The sequence below is a fragment of the Rhodococcus sp. BH4 genome (genome assembly GCF_002079265.1).
In the GTDB taxonomy this organism is placed as follows: domain Bacteria; phylum Actinomycetota; class Actinomycetes; order Mycobacteriales; family Mycobacteriaceae; genus Rhodococcus_F; species Rhodococcus_F qingshengii.
Window position 1 is genome coordinate 522,406 of record NZ_CP014942.1, and the last position, 22,152, is coordinate 544,557.

A 22,152-nucleotide genomic window follows, 5' to 3' on the forward strand; every position below is an offset into this window, starting at 1 on the left:
AGTGGCTCAGTGTCCGAGCCACTGCGGCGGGCGCTTCTCGAAGAAAGCACTGATGCCTTCCTTCATGTCGTCCGATGCGAGGAAGACCTCGATCGCTCGTTCGGTGGCCTGCCATCCGAGTGCGTCCTCGTCGGCGGTCAGGGTGCGTAGCGCACGCAGGCTCTCGCCTACCGACATCGGGGACGAGAGGCAGATGTCTTCGGCGAGCGCCATGGCCCGCTCGAGCGCGCATCCAGGCTGGGCCACCTCGTTGACCAGTCCGAGTTGGTAGGCCCGGTCCGAGTCCAGCGTGCGGCCCGAGATGAGGAGTTCTCGCGCGATGTTCGGTGGCAATGCCCGCGCGGCCCGGAAGAGTGCGCCCGATGTGGCGACGAGTCCGCGGCGGGTCTCGGGGAGGCCGAAACTCGCGGTACGGGAGGCTATGAGCGCATCGCAGGCGAGCGCGATTTCGAATCCTCCGCCGAGGGCCGGGCCCTCGACGGCGGCGATCAGGGGGGTGCTCCGCTCCCGTCGGATGATCCCGTACTCGCCACCGCGCTCGGTTTTCAGGTCGGCGCCCGCGCTCAGGTCGGTGCCTGCACTGAAGATCGTCGTTGTCCCCGTGATGATTCCGGCCCACAGTGCCGGATCGTCGTCGAGTCGGTTGAGGGCTTCGTCGATTCCCTCGGCCATGGTGCGGTCGATCGCGTTGCGTTTGTTCTCCCGATCGAGGCGGATGATCAGGATCCTGCCGTGCTGTTCTTGGATTACGCTCATGCGCCTACCACCTCAGCGACGGTAGCGCGAGCCCAGCGGTAGTCCGCCTTTCCGGCGGGAGAGCGCACGATGGCGGGAACGACGACGATCGAACGCGGGATTTTGTACCCGGCGATCGAGGCCCGGCAATGTTCGGCGATCTCATCGGTGTCGATATCTTCGAAGCCCTCGCGAAGTTGCACCACAGCCGAGACTTGTTCGCCGAATCGGGCGTTCGGTGTGCCGGCGACGACTGCATCCATCACGGCGTGATGACTCTTGACGGCAGCTTCGACCTCTTCGGGGAACACCTTCTCGCCGCCGGTGTTGATGCACACCGAGCCGCGGCCGAGCAGCACGATCGAGCCGTCCGGTTCGACCCGGCCCATGTCTCCGAGGATCGACATCCGCACCCCGTCGACCACGGGGAAGGTCTCTGCGGTCTTCTCCGGCTCGTTGAAGTACCCGAGTGGTACGTGTCCGACGCGGGCAATGTATCCGAGCATGCCGGAGCCGGGCTCGATCGGACGCAGTTTTTCATCCACGACCAGCATGTCGGGGTTGCCCACGACGCGCATGTTGCCGTCCGCGTCGATCTCGAGTGTGCCGTCCACCCCGGATTCCGATGCTCCGAATCCGTCGCGCAAGAACAGGTTCGGCATCAGTTCGAGAAGCTGGTTCTTCGAGCTGCGTGACCACAGTGCCCCGCCGGAGCTGACAAGTGTCAGCGAGGTGAGGTCGTAGTCGGAGCCGTGGCGGGCTATCGCATCGGTGAACGGACGTGCCATCGCGTCACCGACGACCGTGATGCAGGACAGTTGCTCGTCCTGAATGAGACGGAGCGCTTCGACTGGTTCGAAGCTGCGCATGAGAACCTGTTTTGCGCCGCTGAAGAAGCCGCTGAACACCGAGTAGACCGCGGCTCCGTGCATGAGCGGTGCCGGGAGCAGAAACGCCATGGGGTGGGAGTTGGCTGCGACAGCGTCGGCGAGGTCGGCGGTGTTGGTGAAGGCGGCACCTCCGTGGTTTCCACCGGCGAGTGCGGCCATGAAGAAGTCCTCGTGTCGCCACACCACTCCCTTCGGCATTCCGGTTGTGCCCCCGGTGTAGATGACGAATCTGTCGTCATCGCTGCGTGGGCCGAAGTCCCGGTCCGTCGAGTGGGTCCGCATCGCGTCGTCGAAGTCATTGAGAGGCAAGGGTATCGACGTCGGGTCATCCACGTACCCGAAGACCAGGACGTTCTTGATGCCAGGGCAGGCGGGGAGGGTGCCGGCGATGATCGGAACGAATTCGCTGTCGACGATCAACGAGACGATCTGAGAGTTGTTGTAAAGGTATGTCAGCTCGTCTTCGGTGTACCGGTAGTTGATGTTGACCGGCACCGCCCGAATCTTGAGGCAGGCCAGCAGTGCCTCGACGAACTGGGTGCTGTTGCGCATGTGGATGCCGACGTGCTCACCCACCTGGACACCTTGCTTGGCGAGGTAGTGTGCGAGTCGGTTGGCCCGTTGGTCGAGCTGGGAGAACGTGCGACGCTCATCGCCGCAGACCAGTGCGGTGCGGTCGGGAAGTTTGTCGACAACGGCTTCGAAGAGGTCTGCAAGGTTCAACGACATGTGAGGGATCCTTCTCGAGTGGAACGAAGACGTGGGCAGCGGCGGGCCGTCAGCTCAGGACACCCAGTCCACGACTGTTCCGATGTCCGCCCGATCGGTGCGGAAGCCGTTGGCGGGGTGGGATTCGTCTGCATAGCCGAACGAGATCGAGCACACCACCTTGCGGTCGGAGGGAAGGTCGAAGAAGGTGCGAAGGTAAGGCGCGCTCCCGGCGAGAGCGGCCTGCGGAACAGCGGCGACACCGAGGCTGTGCGCGGCGAGCAGGAATGTGTTGATGTACAAGCCGCAGTCGATCGCGCCGTAAACTCCGAGTGCCTCGTCGGTGGTGATGATCGCGACGTGGGGTGCGTCGAACAGATCGAAGTTCTTCATGGTCTGCTCGGACGAGGCTTGGCGATCACCGGCCGCGATGCCCACGCTCGAATACAACTGCATTGCGCATTCCTTGCGGCGCGCACCGTACGCACCCCGGTACTCTGCTGGGAAAGGGAAGTCGGGCTCCTGCGGGGACGTTCGAACGTACTCGGCGAGTCCCTTCCGGAAGCGCTCGGTGCTTTCCCCTTCGGTGATCGAAACCTGCCAGGGCTGGGTGTTGCACCAGGAGGGAGTGCGCTGCGCCATCTCGAGGACCTGTTTGATCGTCTCACGCGGAACGGGGTCCGGTCGGAACCCTCGGCAGCTGCTGCGCGTCTCGAGTACGGACCGCAGATCGGTGTGGACAGGCAAGGTGGGTACTTCGGTCACGATGACACTCCTGTAGATGACTGGACGATCAGACGTCCGGAGATGGGGCGTTGGACCCGTTGTGAAATGTTCGACGCGGAAGCTGTGGCTTCCGACGGGTTCTTGAAGTGTTGCTGATTTCATCAGTAAGTTACTGGCGCAACAGAATTAGTTCTTCTAGATCAATCCTGGGGTGGGGATTCCCACGTAGTCGAGCGGTCAAATCGCTTATGAAAGGTCTTGTCCATGAGCACATCACAGATGACCCTGCGAAGCCCGAGGGCAATTCGAGAGTGCGATGACGAAACCGAGCGCGGCGACGATTCGCCCTCGGTTCGCCGCGATATTGTGTGAAGTGGCCGTTCCTTGTTGTTGCAGATTATCGGGAGAGGCCGACAGGCTTGTCGCCGACGATCGAAATCCGCTCCATCACACGGCGTGCCGGGTAGTAGTCGCTCGACGCGTAGTGCTGGCATGTCCGGTTGTCCCAGAAAGCGATGGTGTTCGGCTTCCAACGCAAACGAACCTGCAGTTCGGGGCGCATCAGGTGGCGGTACAGCAGGCGCAGCAACTCGTTCGACTCTTCCTCCGATACGCCCAGAATCCGTTGCGTAAAAGCGACATTGACGAAAAGAACGCGCCGGCCGGTCTCCGGGATCACTCGCACGACGGGGTGGTGTACCGGTGGGAAGTTCGGTCGGAGCTTCTCGATCGCTTCCTGTGGCATCCCGGAGCCGAACGATTTGATCCAGTCGTGTTCGGCTTCGAGGTGATCGATCCGGGCTTTGATGTCGTCGGGAAGTAGGTCGTATGCCGCGCCTGTGTCGGCCCAGAGTGTGTCGCCACCGACGGCGGGGATCTCGATGGCACGCAAAACTGCTGCGAACGAGGGGAATTCGTGCCACGTGACGTCGTTGTGCCAGATGTTTTCGGCGCCGACGGCGGCTGCGTCCTTGGCGAGGGTGGCGACGTCGACATCGCTTTGCCCTGGTTGGGTGTAGCGGTAGAACGGGTGCTGTTCGAGGGCGCCCCAGGCTTCGGCAAAGGCACGGTGGTCCGCGCGTTCGATGTTCTGGTCCCGGAAGAAGAGGACCTTCCATTCGAGCAGTGCGCGGCGCAGTTCGGCCATTACCTCGTCTGACAGGTCTCCGCCCAATCGTATTCCGGAGATTTCGGCCCCGATGGTCGGCGTCTGTGGTTCCAGCGAGAATAGTTCGTAGGGAAGGACTTCCATATTCGCTCCGGTCCGTGGCGCGATGATCGGCCCGAAGTAAGCGAGCGGATCGGTCGCAGTGGGTGCGGCAGTCGCCGGAAGTGCATATGTCATGAGGTCGCTCCTAAGGATTCGGTGGTAGTCGTCGAGATCGGTGCCTCGAGCATGGCTACGCAGGTATCGACGAGATCGGAGACGATCGCCGTGCTCTCTGCGGGGGTGCGATCAGCCGCTTCCTGCGCGGCGAGCATCGTCATGTTGTGCATGACGATGCTGTCGGTGCGCCAGAGCGCGATCGGGTGCGGGGCAGGACAGAGTTCGATCAGCAGGTCCCGCACGTGGTTGTAGCTTTCCGCTCTCAGGTGCTTCCGGATCAGGTCGGCGAGAGCCGGATTGAACAGGGCTTGGACGAGGAAGCGCCCATATCGGCTGCCGGGTCGGCCGAGGGTTTCCGCTGCGAGCGGCCGGACGAGGGCCTCGACGGCTTGTCGGATGGTCGGCGGGGCTCCCAAGCGTGTTATCTCGTTGAGCATTTCCTGTCGGCGGGTGTCGACGGGAGACATGCGGGCCTCGACCAGTGCCTCGATAAGACCGTCGTGAGAGCCGAAGTGGTACTTCGCTGCCGATTTGTTGGATTGGTTCGCCGCGAGCTGGACGCCAGTCAGCGTCAGTGCGTGCAATCCCTGTTCGGCGATGATCTGTTCGGCGGCCTCGATCATCGCCTGTCGAGACGTGGTCTGGGTCATACCTAGAGATTAAGGGGCACCCCTTAACATGTCAATGGCGCCTCACTGTCGAGAGCAGTTCTCCGCACATGGGGGCGTGGGTGTTCAGCTCATCCGAGCGGTTCTTCCCGGGGTGCCGGGGTCGCAGTCGGGACGTGGTCGCCTTCGCGCACTGGGTTGACGCCATCAGCGACATCGTCGAAACTGCCATCACCGATGGCGAACTTACCGACACACCCACCGCACACCGACTCGCATGGAACCCGTGCGCTGGCACCGTCGGAGCAGCCAACGCATCAGCAACCCTGCGAGAAGACATCGATCTCGCAACCTGCCTCGAAGACGTGGTAACAGCGCAGTTGCGCAATGCCTTCACGCCCGCCTGATCTAAAATATGGGCACTGAACTCAACATCAACCGGTCTAAATTAATTGCGGGACAACTAGACCGGCAACATCTGCACCATTGACTTAGCGACAGGATCCCACTTTCGAGTTCAGTTCTCGATCCGAGGGGGCCGGTCGCTAGCTTCCCGCTCGATCCGCGCAAGCTGGATATTGGTATACAACGACGAACGCTTCAAACCCGTGTTCTTACATAGCTTTTCGATCTTGAACTGGCCCGTCTCATAAATTTGCAGTAGATACACACGTTCCTCGGGTGAGAGCTTGTGCGGCCTCCCTTTCATCTTCCCAGCAGCTGTCGCGGCGGCAACAGCATCACGAGTACGGGAACGAATCAGATCTGACTCGAACTCCGCCATCAACGCAAGAATTCACGTGGGCGTCGTCGTTGCGGCAATGGTGGGTTTCACGTTTATAGATCCGGTGATTCCGGTGGTGCGGCAATAAACGATCCGCCAGATTTCGGGGATGCCGCGATACGACCTGCCTTCCGGCTGTTCATTCGCCTGGGGTGGGTCGCCCGAAACAGTGGCGGGTACAAAACACTTGTGCGTCGCGGTCGATGATTGAAGAAACGTCGGTTGGGGAAGGGGAGCGGAATGGCTACTTACAGAGTGATCAGTCCTGCAGGCGACGTCACCGCGACGCGCGACATCGAGAGCGCTGACGATGCGCATGCCTGGTTTGTGGATTCTCGCGCCGACAACTCGGAACTGGGATGGCGAATGGAAGTCCACCATGATGGCGAATGGTCGTTCTTCGACGACACCGAGGGCGCATCCAGCTGAGCAGTCGCGCGGCGGGAGTGACGAAGATGAGGAAGGACGTTCAAGCATGAGTCAATTACTGGCAGGGAAGAAAGTGGCATTCCTTGTGGCGACGGAGGGAGTCGAACAGGTCGAGTTGACAGATCCGTGGGATGCATTGGTTGCCGAACACGCTCAGCCGTCGATTGTTTCGACAGAATCCGGCACCATCCAGGCGTTCAACCATCTCGACAAAGCTGACGTCTTTGACGTGGACGCGGTGGTCGAGTCGGCGGAGTCGTCCGAATACGACGCTCTCGTCCTGCCCGGGGGCGTGGCCAACTCTGATTTTCTCCGCATGAATCCAGAAGCGGTGGCGTTCGTCCGGAGTTTCTTCGATGCAGGGAAGCCCGTCGCGGTAATCTGCCACGGACCGTGGACGCTGGTCGAAGCCGGCGTGGTGGCCGGTCGTACGCTGACGTCGTGGCCTAGTTTGCGTACCGATATCACGAACGCCGGCGGCACGTGGGTAGACGAGAAAGTCGTAGTCTGTACGTCTGGCCCGAATACGTTGATATCGAGCCGCAAGCCCGATGATTTGCCGGTGTTCTGTGCGAAACTGACCGACACGCTCAGCCAGTCCGAGGCGTCGTCGAGGACTCTCGAGGGAAGTTGACGAGGCAGGTAGACCGTGACTTCTGCACCGCCCGAACCAGATCCGGAGAATACTCTTGATCTGGAACCCGGAAGTGCCGAGTCCGTACTGGTGACCGGCAGCAGGCTCGACAACCAGGCATGGTGAATGCGATGGGAAGAGCCGGGCAGGACAGTAACTTGGCGCGCGTGCTGCTTGAGGTGGCATCGGGTAATCGAGACGCGTTCGCCGAGTTCTACGATCGCACCTGTGGCCGGGTTTACGGGCTGATCATCCACATGATCGATGATCATCGACGTAGCGAGGAAATCACACGCCAAACCTATGCCGAAGTTTGGGGGACTGCCAGCCGATACCGAGCCGAACGCGGTTCGCCGACGGCATGGGTCCTTCGGATCGCTCATCGACTGGCAGTGGCAGACATGCGGTCTCAGCAGCACGAACGCATCCAGCCGATTGCTGACGACTTCGCCGACGCGCAGGAGTCGCGTCGGCAGGGAGAGAATGTAACTCGTGAACATGAGATAACGCTGGAGTCGTTCTGGCCGACAGTGCAACATCGGGAGAGGAAGGATCTTTACCGGAGTTATTACCGTGCCATGACATCTCGGCAGATCGCTCAGGCCGACGACATCCCGGTGGAAGTGGTGAGATCGAGCATCAAAACAGCCCTACTGGCGGTCCACCTTCACTACGTCAGAACCTCGTCCCGCCCTATGTCGCATTGACGAAGCCAGAGTGGGAGCTTCCGTATGGCAAGCCATCTGGGTCATGTCAAGACAATTCACGTTTCTCGTGACAAATAGAGGTCAGAATGTGTTGGCAGAGTGCCGATGATGTGCATGAAGGCTCTCCCGTCACAATCGTGACGGGAAACCGTGCGGCGGTTTCGTTCAGTGTCCGTGGGCTAGGACTCGCGGACGGTACGTATGTTCCGGATAGTGCGACCATCGGCTGGCGGGCTCACTGTTCGTGTGGCTGGGAGGCTCCCGAACTCATCGAGCGTGTCAGCGACCCTCGATTACCTCGCCGCCGGGGTCAGGTCCTCGATCACTATGGTGGGCCGGCGTTACCGGAAACCGAGGACTGGTGCTATGCACAATGGCTCGATCACCTTCGCCAGGTTTCTGCCGAAATTTCGGTAGCGATGGAGAACGCGGGACAGTCCGCAGGGAAATAAGGCGATGGTTCGATCGCGGCATCGACGCTCGAAGGTGCCATGTTTCATCGATCGGCGAATTGGGCAGAAGGGGCGAGAATCGTTGCCCGCTCACATGCGCACACCGGTGAGTTCGGGCAACGGAGCCTGACAAGACTGCACTCTCTCCTATCGACGAGGGTACGCGCCTGATCGGTGGCTGACGACGAACCACCGATCAGGGCCTCAGATACTGCGTGTCAGCATGTTGGTCCTCGCTGGCACGCACGGCCCACCGATCGGATGCTCACAACACCAATCGGTGGGCCACCACGAACGCACAGCGTGCTACGGCTCGACTTTACGTGCGCTTTTCGGCCTCGTGGTCACACTCAACCGGACCCGCATGGTCCGCCTCCTGGACCACGGATCCAAGTGGCGGGCCAACTCTCGATCGGGCGTACTCGTGCTCGGTATGCATCGAGCCAGAACGCGCATCCGCGCGAACCTAGCATCGAACCGTGTTTTCTATTGAAGTATTATCGACATCTCGGTGAAACAAGCGCCGCGCGACGACGAGTACGCGCAGGACGCTCACCCGCAGTTCTGCTGCGGGATGGGACCGAAAATGGACGATTCATCAGCAAAGGCTGCCGCTGACACATCCGGTATCTCATCGTCCGGTCAGCCGCTCGCGGACGACATCTTCGAGTCGCCGGACAGATTCAGTGTGCAGGTGAGCGCGAGTGCATCCGAAAGACTGATTCAAACATTCTGTCAGCAGCTGATGGCAACAATCGCGAGCGCCGACATGGCCGGCGTCGTGCTTGTTCCCGAACGCGGCACGAAACCTAAGACAGTGGCATGTACCGATGCCCGCGTTTTCGACATCGAACACGAGCAATACCGGATAAACGAGGGTCCGGGTGTGGAATCTGCCCGAACGGCCCAACCCGTGCGTGCAGACAATGACAGCGTGGTTCGCAAGTGGCCCGACTTCGCGCAGCGCGTCTCCGAGGTCGGTGTCGCCAGCTATCTCTCGGCCCCGTTGTTCATCGACGAGATTCACGTCGGGGTACTGGGCCTGTACAGCTTCGTCGATCACGGCTTCGACGAGATCGACGAGGTATTGCTGCAGGTGTTCATCGCCGCAGTGGAGGGTGCGGTGTGGAAGGCCAGGCGGGGAGAAGAATGGAAAACCGAAATTGCAGGCCTGCGGGCGGCGATGAAATCGCGCGGACACATCGAACAGGCCAAAGGAATGTTGATGGTCATGCATGCAATCACCGAGGACCAAGCATTCGAGATGTTGGCCGCGCAATCGCAGCGACAGAACATTCGCCTCACGACAGTGGCTGCTGAGATCATCCGAGCGTTGAGCGGACAAGCAGGAATCTAGATAACCGAGAACCTCGCTGCGAAAGAAGCGCGACAACCGGACGTGGTCTCACTGCCGCGCATAGTCCCCTGTTAAACGTGAAACTGGACGTAGACCCTAACCGAGTACGTTCAGCCGTTCGGCGAACTGCAACAGAAGGTCCATCGCCTCTGGGCTCAAACCGTGAGCGCGGAGAAGGAAGCGGCGAACGCCGTCGTCGTCAATCGCCGATATCGCCATGCGTTCGCGGTCTCGATTCTCGCCGCTGTCATCGCTGCGCTCGTAGGGCAGGTCGTAGAAGTACGAGAGCGGCACTGCGAAGTACTCGGCGATCCGTTCGATGTATCGCGGGGCTGGCCGCCGTCGGACACCATTACGAAGTTGAGGAAGATACGGAGCCGAAATCGGACAACCTTGATCGGTCAGTGCCTGCGCAACCATGGTGTTGGTTGTACGGACGGCCGAGCGGGCGACCAGCGCATTGAGCTGGCGGGCGAACACGTGATCGCTCCCCATCATGGCCCACCACCCATCCTTGAGTTAGCTACATAGTAGCTTTTGGTGGCGAAGGTGATGATCATGTCATGTCATGTCGTATTCGTCTCGGTGTGATGAGCGATGACTTCACGTGCCAGCACCGTGACGCGGCGATGCTGGGCGCGGGCGTCCGACTGCAGGCGACGTAATGCATGGTCGATCGACATGGTGTGGCGCGCAGCGAGTATCCCACTTGCAATATGCACATCGGCTCGCGAGAAACCGTAGGGGCCGGCAGCAAGATACGGCGTTCGCGTAAGGTCGGTGAACACATAGCTGACCAGTGACCGGGCGCAGCGTACGCAGATCCTCTCCTCCTCAGGTGTGAGGCACCGAGGGTTCTTGATGTAGACGGTCAGAACCCCGAGGGGTACCGAGTCGATGACTAGCGGGAACGCATGGACGTTCCGGACATCCAGTGCGTAAGCGTCCGCGGCGAATGTCGGCCATTCGTCCGCACCGTGATCGCTCGCGTCGTGATGGTGCACTTCTGGACGTAGACGGCGAAAGCACTCCACGGTCGGGCCTTCGCCGAGGATGAATTGCAGTTCGTCGACCTGCGCGGCGATGTCGTCGGTGGCGTAGACAAGGTCACCGGCAGTGCCGGAGAACACCGATACCGCCGCCCCGTCCACAGCGGTCTGTCCGAGAAGATCGAGAACGACATCAGCGGTCCGCGCGGCAGGTCCGTGTCGGTGAGGTGGCGAGCGGGGAATGTCGTTGAGCATGCCGGACGCCTTCCCATCGATCGGGAACCTCAACCCTCCGACATGATTTCAATGAACCTGTACGAGCGCCATGTTTGCCTCGACGACAAGCAGGGTAGGAATCTGTGCGATCCACCGGTAGCCGATCCCCCAAACGTCGTTGCCGGTGGATCGCCTGTGCCGTACCTGACCTCTGCCGGGCCGAGGTACACGCACTACCCGTGTTTCGCTCTCTCGAAACCCGACGGGTTCTATCTCGATGGGGCGCAGAACGGAGAGCCGTGAGAGTCGACGACGAATGCTCGAGCAGGAGTGCGCTTGCACACGCTGCACCGAGTCCGGAGGTCATCGCGGCCACGGAACTTCTTCTCGCTCAGCCTGATGCGTACCGCTACCGTCGACGCTATCTGGAGCTGATCGTCCGTGGTCGCGGTTCAGGCGTGGCCTCCGACTACACCGCTGCCGAACGGTATCTCTTGCGTACAGCCGATGCGTGCCGGCGCTCGTTGCGCCGGAACAACTCTTCGCCTGCTGAGGACTGACGTCCTATTGCCCGAAATTAGGGATGCGACGCCCTTGGTTCCGGTGTACTGATGTAGAGATGTTGAGTCTCATAGGTTTTCTTCTGGTTCTCTGGCTTGTCTTCGTTGTCGTGGGTTTCGTCGCCAAAGGCTTGCTGTGGATGGGTCAAACGTAACGCCTCCACATAAGACGCGCCGACACCATCGGAGCAGCCAACGCACCAGCAACTCCGCGAGAAGACTCGACCTCAACATCAACCGGGCGAAATTGCTTGAGGGACAGCTAGTCCGACAGCATCTGCACCATTGACTTAGCGGCCGGATCCCGCTGTCGAGCTCAGTTCTCGACCCGAGGGGTCCCGCTGCTAGCTTCCCGCTCGATCCGCGCGAGCTGGATATTGGCATACAACGACGAACGCTTCAAACCCGTGTTCTTACATAGTGTTTCGATCTTGAACTGGCCCGTTTCATAAATTTGCAGTAGGTACGCACGCTCCTCGGGCGAGAGCTTGTGCGGCCTACCTTTCATCTTCCCAGCAGCTGTCGCGGCGGCAACTGCATCACGCGTGCGGGAACGAATCAGATCCGACTCGAACTCCGCCATCAACGCAAGAATGCCAATGAACATCTTCCCCATCGGATCAGCCGGGTCGTACACCTGACCATCAATCGACAGCGACACACCCTTCTCCGCGATCCGCTCTACCGTCTCATGCAAATCCTTCGCCGAGCGAGACAGCCGATCGAGCTTCGTCACACAAAACACGTCGCCGGCGCGAGCCGCGTTGATCGCATTATCCAAACCCGGCCGACGAGCCTGCCGGCCACTGACACCATGATCGACATAGACCATGTCACGATCCACACCGGCCTTCACCAGAAGATCCACCTGAACCGCCGTGTCCTGCCGGACCGTACTGCACCGCGCATACCCGATTTTCACGCCACCCCCACTGCCGAACACGAATTGTCCACTAGAGCCTATGCCATAACGGACAAATCCAACGGACACCCAAATTGGACGTTTCGGTACGAAATTTCGCCACGTCAGTCGCGCCTAGGCGCCCGTTCTTCACCGTCCGGTATGACGACGGTCAAAACGCACACCCAAACCCGCAAAATCGCTCTGGCGCCGCGCCCCTCGATGCGCGCGGGGTGGGACAGAGCCTGCCAGGTAGTTTTCACGGCACATCGTGCCGGGCTCTTTTCGAACTGATTACGCCACCTTCAAGCCATCGGTGAAGGAAACCCCGACCTCCGCTAGAAGTCCCTTCATTAGGCGTGGCGACGGCAGCCGTCATCAGCGCCCCTCGCCTTCCGACGTACGTAGCGGTGGGTCCGGCTTGCCGATCTTGCAGGAGTATTCGTGGTGGAAGGATGAGGGGATGCGCCCGAACCGGTACCTCGACGATTATCTGCATGGGCTGGAGTTCCTGGGTGGGGTGTACCCCGATGATGCGAGGGCGATCGCCGAGCACGGGATCGTGGCCGCCCTCGACGATGATGATGCGTTCGTGTTCTTGCTTCGCTTGGTCGGTCCAGATGCCCCGGCGTACGCGGATGAACTGTGGCAGTTGATCAGTGGTTTTCTCAACAGTCGCCGCGTCGAGGAGTTGTTCGGAGGCGCTGAGGATGTTGTTCGGAGGCGCTGAGGATGCAGGGTTGGCGGATCTCAACACGGTGAGAGACCCGAGATACTTCCCGCCTCCTACTCGACCGAGGATCCCAAGGGGGAGTGCCCGACGAACATAGCCCTGACAGGTTGGATGTCAGGCTAATAACGTTCTGCGCAGCGCTTGCTGTCACAGTGAGGAAACCACCTGCGTTTGGACGGGGCGCTCTCCGAGGCCGCGATTCAGGGAACGGTTTCGGATCCTTTTCCGTTCGATAGGAGATCTCCGACAGAGAAGCTCTATCAGCTGAGCTGCACGTTTTCGAGATACTTTGAATGACCAGCGACAATAGCGGAGACGTCGTGGTCGTGGATTCGGTCGTAGTCGGTGCGGAAACCAACGAATCCGACCGCCGTTTGTCCGGCTTGGGCGGTCTTATAGGCGTACTTGAGCACACCATCGTTCGATGAGTGGTAGTTGTGCACGGCACCGGTGACTGCTTTGTTGAGAAGTCGCCAGTCACCACCCGACCCGACTGCAGCGCCTAGCAAATGGATAGTGTCGATCTTCGGCCCGCTCCTCGACGTCGCAAGGGTCTCGGCTGCTGTGGCTGCAACGCGGGCACCAAGGCTATGCCCGACAAGCACGTAGCGTTTTGCATCGGTTCTCGCCAATAGTCCTGCCAGAGCCACACCCGTCCGGTCTGCCTTGACTTTTGCAGTATGCCACGGGTTTTTGGCAACGGCTGCTATCACCAGCGCGGGTGCCAACGGTCCCAACTTCTTCGCGCCCGCCTTTCCCGCCTTTGCAGCCAGCCCCTTGACTCCGAGCGCGGCTGCAGGTTGTCCACCCAGTGCCTTGGCCATTGCCGCTAAGTCTCCGAGATCATTGCTCCCCCAGTGAACTCGATAGATCGGCGAATCCGGGTAGCGTCGTGCGACAAGATCCTTCCAATCCTTGCGTGTGTCCGCTCCCTCGCTGAACAATCCATTCGCGACGATCACGGCTGCGCCGGACCCCGGCTTGATCAGTTCTATATAGAACGACTTGTCAGCACCGATGTAAGCAGTCGTCACGGAACTGCCCAACGCGCCGCCGAGGGCTCCACCGACAGCTGCGACGACTGCTGTCCCGCCAGCCATGCCCAGCCCACCCGCAGCGAGGGAGCCACCACCAAGCAAAGCCAACCCGTAACTGCTCGCCGCGGCCCCCGTGTAGCCACCCCCTGCGATGCTCAGACTGCCGATTGCACCGCCAATCGCCGGAGCAGCAAAAAATGCGCCGGTCGCAAGGGCACCCGCGGAGAGAACGGAAATCGCTGCTACCCGTGAACCTAGTGCGAGATTGCGACGTTCGAAATCGAGGAATTCGTGGTAATCCTCCAGCGACCCGAAGCTTGCCGACGCCTTTTCGAACCCGGGGATCTCATGCCTGTGCTCGGCGCAGTACCGCGGCACCAGCACGGCTGCGAAACCTCGCGTGGCCATGTTCGCGCACCCGGGACCTGCGCAACCCAGCGTCGGCGATCCGCACGATTCGCATAGGTACGCCGGCATCGTGCCGAATCCTTGCGTCAAGCGGCGGTGGTCGCTTCGGGTGAAACATGCTGAGCACCAAGAATTCTTCGACGCGGTACCTAACTTGTCGACCAGTTCGGCGATACCAGCCGCCGTCTTACGGTGCGCACTTGCCTGCTCACGATGACTTTTCCGCTCGGCGCCCTCCGGCAGCGTGCGGTCCAAATGATCGTGCTTGGCGAATGCCCATGCGTTGTGGACCAAGGCAGGGTTGGTGCCCAACGCGTCGTCACCGAGAACACGAGGCTCTAGATCGCCGAGCGCACCGTTGCAGCGCATCGTCAACCCTTCCGGGCTGCGAACCTCGCATTCGAACTCTGTGCTGCCGAGTGAACGAAATACGACTTCAGCGGACCTTGCCACTACTTGCCTTCCTAAATTTTTCTTCGACCAGCGTGAAAGCGGCTTTCATTGAACCTTTTCGGCCGCAGCGGCTCGGCGCAGAAACGACAACACCCAACCGATCCTGAATCGCCGGTGCGATTCAATCCGATAGAGAGTTCGGAAATGATTGCTGCGCCAAAAACGAGCTACAGGGAGTCAACGATGTCCTTGACTTTTTCTCCATCACTCGATGAGAGTCCTTCGTTGATCTGCACGAAGATCAACGCATTTTCCGAACCGTAGCGGTGTGGTCCGGCCAGAAAAGCGGCATCGGCATAGCTTTTCACTGTTTTGTGGTATAAGTCGGCATTGTCGAAGATCATGACGGTTCCGCCTTCCCCCGGCACCGAGGGGAGATCGAAATCGTAGGCACCGGTTGCCGCCACTGCGAGACCTGTGGTGCTCCCTGGTGCGCAGTTCTTGCCGATGCCAGCGTCTTCGATTTGTGAACACACACTTGCTGGCGTCGTCGCTCCAGAGGAGGAGGATGTAGCTTCAGCGGAGGGAGTCGTAATTTCAGCGGAGGAAGCCGCAGCGCCATCGGAGGAAGCGGACGAACAACCCGATACGACGAGAAGCGCAGCCGTAGCAGAGACAGCGGCAAAGATCTTCAACGAGTTCATAGGTCTCTTCTTCAGATCGCCAATTATGGCGGTGTTAATGAGAACTTCACTTAAGCAGATAAGTCCGACAGGTTTCAGCCGACGCACCGAACAACGGGTGCGACCGAGCGTCCGCGCACAGATTTGAAAGACTCATCCCATCCGACGCCGAGTTCGGTGCATTTCTCTGGATCCTCCACAGCTGATACTCGAACGGGTCGACCTTCCCCGTGAATCGGACCTTCGACAACATCCAAATAGTTCACCCGCACTTGCACATGGCAAGTGCGGCATATCTCTCTTCAGAGCTGTCCGAGATGCTGACGCCCCGTAGGTCAGGCCCTTCCTCAGTCTGTGGACCGGCGGCCGATAACCGTCCCTTTTGTCAGGTGAACCGCTGGTAGAAATCGGACGACGAAGATCCAGCTTTCGGATAGCAACACAGACCGTGTTCCTAGTGCGACAAGGTCGCTCAAAACAACGTCGGCGGCTCGCAGCAACTCGCCGCCCGAACCTGGCTGTAGTCGTGGATTTCAGTGGGCCCTAAACGTCCGTCTGAATATCCTCTTCCTGGGCACCGGGCGCTCAGACGGCCGTCTTCTGATCGATCGCTGCCTCGTAGAAGGCGTCCGCGAGCGCGATGATGACAGCACCGATGGCGGGGCCGTCGCTGAAGAAGTAGTCGGCCATGGTGTTGTGGGCCCCCTGATTGTCGACGACCGCCTCGACGACCGCCGACTGGAAGTCCTGTGACTCCATGAACTGCTTCTTCGAGTTGACCTTGGTCTGGTTGACCAGGTCCGGGTACACGAGTAGCCGCTGCACCAACCCCTGCACGAACTCGCGGACCTGGGACTCGGTGAACGCTTCGGCACCGAAGAGGTCGTTCATCTTGTCGATGACAACCTGCAAGGCAACGTACTTCGGCTCCTTCCGGGTGCCGGTGCCGGCGGCGCTGATGCCCTTGAGCTGACCGTCACCGGTCAGCGAGATGTCGACCGCAGCCGCCTTGTTGTGCTTGACCCCGACCAGGACCACGTCGGAGAGATCGATCTCCGCGGCCCAGGACGAGTCTGCAATCACCTTGTCCAGCAGCCGCAGGAAGATCGACAGCATCTCCATGTACGGGTCGCCGTAGTCAACGATCTGGCTCATAAAGTCGTAGAGCCGGACGTAGGTCGCGACGTCCTTGCGGAACAGGTCGAGGGTGTTGAGTGTGACTTTGTCGTCGGCCTCGATCGCCGCCGCGTAGCGACGCGCGAAGTCGTGCTTGGCCGGGCTAATCGCGGCCGAGAGCGCGTTGTTGCCCTTGCTGGTGACCCACAGTTCCGCGACGTCACGCACCTGCTCCGGGGTGTAGATCCCGGACTGGGCGAGCTTGGTGGCGAGGTGGGCGACGACGTACGGGTCGGTCTCGGTCTCGAGGGTGGCGCCCGTGAAGTACGGCTCGAAATCGGACCGGATGGCGTCGGGTTTGTTCACGAAGTCGATGACGAACGTCTTGCGCTTCTGCTCCCCGCTCGCAGTGCGATGGGTGCGGTTGAGTCGGGAGAGCGTCTGCACCGTGGTGACCCCGGAGAGCTTTTTGTCGACGTACATCGCGGAGAGCAACGGCTGATCGAACCCGGTCTGGAACTTGTTGGCGACCAGCATGATCTTGTACGTCGCGCCTTTGAAGGCGGCGGCCAGGTCCGAGCCGGCTCCGGGGTTGAGGTTGGCCTCGATGAACTCGTCGTCCTTGCTCGGCTGTGGCCCCCAGCCCGACGACCACTGCTCGTCCTCGTCCATCGTCACCGAGCCGGAGAAAGCGACGAGGGTGCGGTAGTTGTACGAGGCGTCCTCAGCGGCCCGCTTGGCGATATAGGCGTCGATCGCCTTCTTGTACTTCACCGCGGCCTTGCGCCCGTCGGTCACGATCATCGCCTTCGCCTTGCCCTCGAGCAGGTGGGCGACGTTGGTGTGGAAGTGCTCGACGATGATCTGCACCTTCTGGCTGATGTTGGTCGGGTGCAGCTTCACCCACCGCATCAGGCCCTTACGCGCCGCGGCCTCCTCTACCTCACCACCGTCGCCGCTCTCGGCTTTGCCGGCGATCTTCAACGCGGTGTCGTAGGTTTGGTAGCCCTTGAGCACGTCGAGGATGTAGCCCTCCTCGATCGCTTGGCGCATCGAGTAGAGGTGGAATTCGACCGGCTTGCCGTCGGGCCCCTTGCGGCCGAAGAGCTCGAGGGTCTTGTTCTTCGGCGTCGCGGTGAACGCGAGGTAGGAGATGTTCTCCGACTCGGCCCGCTCGGTCATCTCCGAGGCCAGGATCGCCTCGACGTCGACCTCACCGCCCTCCTCGATCTCCTTGACCTCCTCCGCGGTCAGGACGGCTTTGAGCTTGGAGGAGATCTTGCCGGACTGCGAGGAATGCGCCTCGTCGGCGATCACCGCGAACCGCCGGCCCTTGAGCGAGGAGTCCTTGCTGATCTCCTCAAGAGCAAACGGGAAGGTCTGCACCGTCACCGCGATGATCAACTCGCCGTTCTTCAACGCGGTTGCCAGCAGCCCGGATTTCGACTTCGCGCCAGCCTTGCGGACATCCTCCGGGCTGATCGTGGCCACGATCTTCCCCGACCCGTCGATCTGCCGGATCGCGTCCTGAAGCTGCCCGTCGAGCACGGTACGGTCCACGACCACGATCACCGAGTCGAAGACCTTCTCGTTGTTGACGTGCAGCCGTGCGAGTCGGTGCGCAGTCCAGGCAATGGTGTTCGTCTTCCCCGACCCTGCCGAGTGCTCGATCAGATAGCGCTGACCCACCCCCTCCTCGCGCACGGCGGCCACAATGTTCGTCACCGCCTCCCACTGGTGCAACCGCGGGAACAGCATGCTCGTCCGCCGCACCGACGTCCCGGTCGCGACATCCCACTCCTCCTTGGTCTCCACGATCATCAGCCGGCCCATGATGGTGAGCCAGGCGTCCTTCTCCCAGACCCGCTCCCACATGTACACCGTCGCCGACCGCCCGCCCTCGGCCGGCGGGTTCCCCGAGCCGCCCTTGTGCCCCATGTTGAACGGCAGGAAGTGTGTTTTCTCGCCCTCGAGCCGGGTGGTCATCGCGGCCAGGTCGTTGGAGACCGCGAAGTGAACCAGTGCCCGGTGCCCGAACGACAGCAGCGGTTCCGGCCGCCCGTTGGTCAGCGGATGCCGGTCCTTGCGGTACTGGTTGATCGCCTCGTCGAGGGACTGTGTGAAGTCGGTCTTCAGCTCGACGGTGGCGACCGGGAGGCCGTTGACGAAGAAGACCAGGTCGATGCTGCGCTGGTCGGCAGTGGAGAAATGCACCTGCCGCATCACCCTCACTCCCATCGCCGCGTACTGCGCGTTGGTGGTCGCGTTCAGGCTGGTTTCGGGGCGGAACTGCGCCATCTTCAACCGGCCGCCGCCGATGTACTGCACCCCGTTGCGCAGGATGTTCAGCGTCCCGCCACCATGTTCGAGAGGCTTATCGAGCGCCGCGGTCAGCACGTCGAGGAACTTCGCCTCCGACCCCGCCGCCTTCAACGATTTCTCGTACGCCGCCTGCTGGGTCTCCTGCAGCCAGGCGAACAGATCATCGGGGAATAGCGCCCGCTCCCGGTCGTAGCCAGTGTCGTTTGCCGAGTAGAGCCACCCGTGGGACTCCAGGTACGCGCAGATCTCGGATTCGAAGACAATCTCGTTGTGGTCGGCCATCACACCATCTCCCGTACGTCGATCTGCCCCGTCACCGCCGCCGCGATAAGCACCGCCCGGCGCTCGCGAGCGAGTTCGACGAACTGCTCCGACTCGGCGATCAGCGTATTGGTCTTCGCGTTCTGCTCGTCGAGATGCGCCGCGATGCGGCGCTGATCTCCGACTGGCGGCAGCGCAAGCGGCAACCGACCGAACATCGCCCAGTTGCGGAAGTCGACGCTTCGCTCACGCACGTTCGGGGCTTGAGTGGCGAGGAAGCCACTACGCCCCAGGTATCGGAGCAACCGCGCGACGTAAGCCAGATCGTCTCCAACGGTTGCTTCGCACACGTGATAAACCGGCGTTGCGTTCCCCTGGCTATCGGATACTCCCACAGCGCCTGCAAATCCATCGAGGGCGTGAAACACCAGGTCCCCCGGGCGGATCTCTTGGTATCCGTGCTCGGTGTTGGAAAAGGTAAAACCGTCCTCCCGACGGTTGCTCCGAAGGGTCACGACGCCGTCGCGAAACGCAGTAACGACGCCAAGGCCTCCGACCGCGGGGCGCTGGAGTGGGCGGAGTGCCCGCTTGACCGTGGTGTGACGAGCTTGAACCGGCGACCCCAGAAGGGCGTCGGCTTCTGCATCGCGCCGCTCATGGAGGAGGTCGATTAGCCGCTGTTGCTCCTCGATGAGGGTATCGATTCGGGCGGTCTCGCGGTCGAGGTAGTCGGCGATAGCGCGCTGCTCCGAGCGCGGCGGGCAGGGCAGCTGAACTTTGGCGAAATGGGCGAACTTGATGGACTGTCCATCACGAAGCTGGTTCGTAGTTGTACGCAGCTCCTGGATGTATCCGTCGGACTTCAGCAGCCATCGAAAGTAGCTGGGAACCACACGGTCGCTCGGCTTCAGCACTGTGTACGCCGCGCTTACTTTGCCCGAGTACCTGGATCTCTCTATCCCACCCTGGAACGAGCGGAGATGGATGATGAAATCATCCGGCTCGACGTGCTTCATGTTGTCCTGACCCTGAATGTTCTGGACAACAGAGTTGCCTGTCTTCGCCATGTACTCAGCCTGAGGCAACACGCCATGGGTCTGAGACGGCGTGAGATGCACATCATTGGCCCGGTTCGGTTCGCGACGCTCCGCGAACGCAGCCTTCGATGGAATGAGATACCAGTCTTTGGGCAGGACATCAATCCACCCCTCTGCGGCTGAGGTCATCCTTCGACCTCCCGCAGCAGTTCGAGGATCTTGGCGACCTGCTTTTCCAGGTCGGCGTCGATCTCGACGAGGGGGCGGGGCGGTACGTACTTGTAGAAGTGGCGGGTGAAGGGGATCTCGTAGCCAGTCTTGACCTTGGTCCAGTCGATCCAGGCGTCGGGGACGTGCGGCCTTACCTCGGCGTCGAAGTGCGCCTGGATCACCTCGGTCTTAGCTGTGGCGCCGGCTGTGGAGCCGCCGTAGGTGAAGGGGACGTTCTCGGTGTCGCGCTTCTTCGAGTCCGGCTTGGACTTGCCCTTGCGGTCCACGACCGGCTTCCCGCCCTCGTTCAACAGTGGACGCTCGACAGTTACGGTCCAGTAGCCGAACTCGTCGTTACGCAGCACCTTGGAGTAGTCCGGGTCGGCGTCAGTGAAGTCGGCGTACAACTTCACCACCTCGGCGCGGTCGGCGTTGCTGATCTCGCGGCCCTTGGAGCCGAGGTTCTTGCGCATCTTGGTCCAGAACGAGGTGCCGTCGATGAGCTGGACCAGGCCCTTGCGGTCGGGATGTTTGGTGTTATCGAGGATCCAGATGTAGGTGGCGATGCCGGTGTTGAAGAACATGTTGGTCGGCAGCGCGATGATGGCTTCGACCAGGTCGTTCTCCAGTAGCCACTTGCGGATGTTGGAGGGGCCAGACTCTGCGGCGCCGTTGAACAGTGGCGAGCCGTTCATGACGATGCCGACGCGGCCGCCGCCGTCCTCGGGGGCGCGCATCTTGTGGGCCAGGTGGAGCAGGAAGAGCATCTGCCCGTCCGAGGTCGCCGGAACGCCCGGAGCGAACCGGCCGTAGGGGCCCGCTTCGTCGCGCTCTTTCGTGACCGCCTTGGCGTACTGCTTCCAGTCGACGCCGTACGGAGGATTGGACATGCAGAAGTCGAACTGGCGGCCCTTGAACGCGTCATCGGTCAGCGTGTTACCGAAGGCGATGTTGGTCGCGTCGTGGCCCTTTGAGAGCAGGTCGGACTTGCAGATCGCGTACGACTGCCCGTTGTACTCCTGCCCATACAGGCTCAGTTTCGCGTCGGGGTTCTGTGCGAGCAGGTGCTCCTCGGCAAGGGCGAGCATGCCGCCGGTGCCCGCAGTCGGGTCGTAGAGAGTGCGGATGATGCCGGCCTCGGTCAGATCGACGTCCTTCTCGGCGAAGAGCAGGTCGACCAGCAGCCGGATCGCGTCCCGCGGGGTGTAGTGGTCACCGGAGGTCTCGTTCGCGGCCTCGTTGAACTTGCGGATGATGTATTCGAACGCGTCGCCCATGTCGGCGTTGGAGACGACGTCCGGGTGCAGGTCGATGGCTTTGAATGAGGTGATTACCTCGCGCAGCAGCGCCGCCTTATCGAGGGTGGGGATTTCCTTCTTGAAGTCGAAGTATTCGAACACGTCGACATCGGGGGAGAACCGGTCGATGTAGTCGACCAGGTTGTCCGCCAGCCCATCGGCGTCCTTGAGGAGGTTGGCGAACGAGTAGTTCGAGGTGTTGTAGAACGGCCGCCCAGTGGCCTTCTTGACCTCGATCTTGAGCCGGTTGGGGTTGTCGTACTTCGCCGCTAGCTCGCGCACCGTATCCCGGTCGGGTTCGATGATGCAGTCGAGGCGGCGCAGGATTGTGAGCGGGAGGATCACGTTGCCGTACTGGTTGGGGCGGTAGGGACCCCGAAGTTGGTCGGCGATCGACCAGATGAAGCTACCGAGGGTGCTCACAATGCTCCTTACGAGGCTCACTCAACGACGAATATTGGACGCCTAGCGCGAGCCCGTGCATGCCGTCCAAACAGGCAGCGCACCGTCTGTAGCAGTCGGTGCGTCACACGAAACATCATTGCGCACCACGAGGCCCGCGCATGCCGCGAGGTGCGCAGGCTCCGCGAATCCGTCGCGGTCGGCTTCCTCGCAGTGAACGTTCCCTGGC

The 22,152-nt window shown here is 61.1% G+C and carries 21 protein-coding genes; 7 read left to right on the forward strand and 14 right to left on the reverse strand.

The features are described from left to right. Window positions 1-6: 6 nt before the first annotated feature. From A0W34_RS31790 to A0W34_RS31810, 5 genes are all read right to left on the reverse strand, one after another. Window positions 7-756, reverse strand: coding sequence for an enoyl-CoA hydratase-related protein (locus tag A0W34_RS31790; RefSeq protein ID WP_064442779.1), 750 nt, complete (start codon window positions 754-756; stop codon window positions 7-9). Then, window positions 753-2,354 carry an acyl-CoA synthetase gene (locus A0W34_RS31795; RefSeq protein WP_076948895.1) on the reverse strand — a complete coding sequence of 534 codons (1,602 nt, stop codon included), beginning with the start codon at window positions 2,352-2,354 and terminating at the stop codon, window positions 753-755. The genes A0W34_RS31790 and A0W34_RS31795 overlap by 4 nt, the downstream gene beginning before the upstream one ends. 54 nt (window positions 2,355-2,408) lie before the next feature. Next, entirely contained in the window at window positions 2,409-3,098 is a 690-nt protein-coding gene (locus tag A0W34_RS31800) for a nitroreductase (RefSeq protein WP_064442777.1), read from the reverse strand. Between the two features lie 358 nt (window positions 3,099-3,456). Continuing rightward, the gene (locus A0W34_RS31805; protein WP_081559485.1) at window positions 3,457-4,404 is read right to left on the reverse strand and encodes a TauD/TfdA dioxygenase family protein; all 948 of its coding nucleotides are present in this window, start codon (window positions 4,402-4,404) and stop codon (window positions 3,457-3,459) included. After that, entirely contained in the window at window positions 4,401-5,036 is a 636-nt protein-coding gene (locus tag A0W34_RS31810; RefSeq protein WP_232330107.1) for a TetR/AcrR family transcriptional regulator, read from the reverse strand. Before A0W34_RS31810 ends, A0W34_RS31805 begins: the two co-directional genes overlap by 4 nt. An 80-nt stretch (window positions 5,037-5,116) precedes the next feature. Between A0W34_RS31810 and A0W34_RS31815 the strand changes: the two genes are divergently transcribed. Then, entirely contained in the window at window positions 5,117-5,401 is a 285-nt protein-coding gene (locus A0W34_RS31815) for a hypothetical protein (protein ID WP_232330108.1), read from the forward strand. Window positions 5,402-5,511: 110 nt separating this feature from the next. On the opposite strand, the gene A0W34_RS31820 is transcribed toward A0W34_RS31815, so the two are convergent. Further along, window positions 5,512-5,778 carry a hypothetical protein gene (locus A0W34_RS31820; RefSeq protein WP_232330109.1) on the reverse strand — a complete coding sequence of 89 codons (267 nt, stop codon included), beginning with the start codon at window positions 5,776-5,778 and terminating at the stop codon, window positions 5,512-5,514. Between the two features lie 240 nt (window positions 5,779-6,018). On the opposite strand from A0W34_RS31820, the gene A0W34_RS31825 reads away from it, so the two are divergent. The 4 genes from A0W34_RS31825 to A0W34_RS31845 all read left to right on the forward strand — a co-directional run bounded on the left by A0W34_RS31825 (window position 6,019) and on the right by A0W34_RS31845 (window position 9,357). Further along, window positions 6,019-6,207 (forward strand): hypothetical protein, encoded by a 189-nt coding sequence (locus A0W34_RS31825; RefSeq protein ID WP_076948893.1) that lies wholly within the window; start codon window positions 6,019-6,021, stop codon window positions 6,205-6,207. A 46-nt stretch (window positions 6,208-6,253) separates the two neighbouring features. After that, window positions 6,254-6,841, forward strand: coding sequence for a type 1 glutamine amidotransferase domain-containing protein (locus tag A0W34_RS31830; protein ID WP_076948892.1), 588 nt, complete (start codon window positions 6,254-6,256; stop codon window positions 6,839-6,841). A gap of 119 nt (window positions 6,842-6,960) precedes the next feature. After that, entirely contained in the window at window positions 6,961-7,548 is a 588-nt protein-coding gene (locus A0W34_RS31835; RefSeq protein WP_064442773.1) for a sigma factor, read from the forward strand. Window positions 7,549-8,511: 963 nt separating this feature from the next. Beyond that, window positions 8,512-9,357 (forward strand): GAF and ANTAR domain-containing protein, encoded by an 846-nt coding sequence (locus tag A0W34_RS31845; RefSeq protein ID WP_081559487.1) that lies wholly within the window; start codon window positions 8,512-8,514, stop codon window positions 9,355-9,357. Between the two features lie 96 nt (window positions 9,358-9,453). Here A0W34_RS31845 and A0W34_RS31850 read toward each other — a convergent pair whose 3' ends face one another. Both A0W34_RS31850 and A0W34_RS31855 read right to left on the reverse strand, forming a co-directional pair. Further along, window positions 9,454-9,855, reverse strand: a complete 402-nt coding sequence (locus A0W34_RS31850; protein WP_076948889.1) for a hypothetical protein — start codon at window positions 9,853-9,855, stop codon at window positions 9,454-9,456. Window positions 9,856-9,923: 68 nt separating this feature from the next. Next, on the reverse strand, window positions 9,924-10,601 hold the full coding sequence (locus A0W34_RS31855; protein ID WP_076948888.1) for a GAF and ANTAR domain-containing protein: 678 nt from the start codon (window positions 10,599-10,601) through the stop codon (window positions 9,924-9,926). A 260-nt stretch (window positions 10,602-10,861) separates the two neighbouring features. Here A0W34_RS31855 and A0W34_RS31865 point away from each other — a divergent pair, with 260 nt between their 5' ends. Beyond that, window positions 10,862-11,122, forward strand: coding sequence for a hypothetical protein (locus A0W34_RS31865; RefSeq protein ID WP_064442767.1), 261 nt, complete (start codon window positions 10,862-10,864; stop codon window positions 11,120-11,122). 316 nt (window positions 11,123-11,438) lie between these two features. On the opposite strand, the gene A0W34_RS31870 is transcribed toward A0W34_RS31865, so the two are convergent. Beyond that, window positions 11,439-12,065, reverse strand: coding sequence for a recombinase family protein (locus tag A0W34_RS31870; RefSeq protein WP_269750133.1), 627 nt, complete (start codon window positions 12,063-12,065; stop codon window positions 11,439-11,441). 421 nt (window positions 12,066-12,486) lie between these two features. Between A0W34_RS31870 and A0W34_RS32985 the strand changes: the two genes are divergently transcribed. Further along, on the forward strand, window positions 12,487-12,753 hold the full coding sequence (locus A0W34_RS32985) for a hypothetical protein (protein ID WP_143541235.1): 267 nt from the start codon (window positions 12,487-12,489) through the stop codon (window positions 12,751-12,753). Window positions 12,754-13,016: 263 nt separating this feature from the next. On the opposite strand, the gene A0W34_RS31880 is transcribed toward A0W34_RS32985, so the two are convergent. From A0W34_RS31880 to A0W34_RS31905, 5 genes are all read right to left on the reverse strand, one after another. Then, the gene (locus tag A0W34_RS31880) at window positions 13,017-14,654 is read right to left on the reverse strand and encodes a DUF726 domain-containing protein (protein ID WP_081559491.1); all 1,638 of its coding nucleotides are present in this window, start codon (window positions 14,652-14,654) and stop codon (window positions 13,017-13,019) included. A gap of 167 nt (window positions 14,655-14,821) precedes the next feature. Continuing rightward, window positions 14,822-15,298, reverse strand: coding sequence for a hypothetical protein (locus A0W34_RS32990; RefSeq protein ID WP_143541234.1), 477 nt, complete (start codon window positions 15,296-15,298; stop codon window positions 14,822-14,824). A gap of 564 nt (window positions 15,299-15,862) precedes the next feature. After that, window positions 15,863-18,997, reverse strand: a complete 3,135-nt coding sequence (locus A0W34_RS31895; RefSeq protein ID WP_076948882.1) for a type I restriction endonuclease subunit R — start codon at window positions 18,995-18,997, stop codon at window positions 15,863-15,865. Further along, window positions 18,997-20,202, reverse strand: coding sequence for a restriction endonuclease subunit S (locus A0W34_RS31900; RefSeq protein WP_076948881.1), 1,206 nt, complete (start codon window positions 20,200-20,202; stop codon window positions 18,997-18,999). The genes A0W34_RS31895 and A0W34_RS31900 overlap by 1 nt, the downstream gene beginning before the upstream one ends. Further along, entirely contained in the window at window positions 20,199-21,944 is a 1,746-nt protein-coding gene (locus A0W34_RS31905; protein WP_081559493.1) for a type I restriction-modification system subunit M, read from the reverse strand. The genes A0W34_RS31900 and A0W34_RS31905 overlap by 4 nt, the downstream gene beginning before the upstream one ends. Window positions 21,945-22,152: the final 208 nt, after the last annotated feature.

What these genes read in the sequence shown, in the direction of transcription:
- A0W34_RS31825 (WP_076948893.1), top strand. Translation starts at nt 6,019, where the DNA reads ATGGCTACTTACAGAGTGATCAGTCCTGCAGGCGACGTCACCGCGACG.
- A0W34_RS31900 (WP_076948881.1), bottom strand. Translation starts at nt 20,202, where the DNA reads ATGACCTCAGCCGCAGAGGGGTGGATTGATGTCCTGCCCAAAGACTGG.
- A0W34_RS31835 (WP_064442773.1), top strand. Translation starts at nt 6,961, where the DNA reads ATGGTGAATGCGATGGGAAGAGCCGGGCAGGACAGTAACTTGGCGCGC.
- A0W34_RS32990 (WP_143541234.1), bottom strand. Translation starts at nt 15,298, where the DNA reads ATGAACTCGTTGAAGATCTTTGCCGCTGTCTCTGCTACGGCTGCGCTT.
- A0W34_RS31795 (WP_076948895.1), bottom strand. Translation starts at nt 2,354, where the DNA reads ATGTCGTTGAACCTTGCAGACCTCTTCGAAGCCGTTGTCGACAAACTT.
- A0W34_RS31895 (WP_076948882.1), bottom strand. Translation starts at nt 18,997, where the DNA reads ATGGCCGACCACAACGAGATTGTCTTCGAATCCGAGATCTGCGCGTAC.
- A0W34_RS31820 (WP_232330109.1), bottom strand. Translation starts at nt 5,778, where the DNA reads ATGGCGGAGTTCGAGTCAGATCTGATTCGTTCCCGTACTCGTGATGCT.
- A0W34_RS31830 (WP_076948892.1), top strand. Translation starts at nt 6,254, where the DNA reads ATGAGTCAATTACTGGCAGGGAAGAAAGTGGCATTCCTTGTGGCGACG.
- A0W34_RS31850 (WP_076948889.1), bottom strand. Translation starts at nt 9,855, where the DNA reads ATGATGGGGAGCGATCACGTGTTCGCCCGCCAGCTCAATGCGCTGGTC.
- A0W34_RS31790 (WP_064442779.1), bottom strand. Translation starts at nt 756, where the DNA reads ATGAGCGTAATCCAAGAACAGCACGGCAGGATCCTGATCATCCGCCTC.
- A0W34_RS32985 (WP_143541235.1), top strand. Translation starts at nt 12,487, where the DNA reads ATGCGCCCGAACCGGTACCTCGACGATTATCTGCATGGGCTGGAGTTC.
- A0W34_RS31810 (WP_232330107.1), bottom strand. Translation starts at nt 5,036, where the DNA reads ATGACCCAGACCACGTCTCGACAGGCGATGATCGAGGCCGCCGAACAG.
- A0W34_RS31805 (WP_081559485.1), bottom strand. Translation starts at nt 4,404, where the DNA reads ATGACATATGCACTTCCGGCGACTGCCGCACCCACTGCGACCGATCCG.
- A0W34_RS31855 (WP_076948888.1), bottom strand. Translation starts at nt 10,601, where the DNA reads ATGCTCAACGACATTCCCCGCTCGCCACCTCACCGACACGGACCTGCC.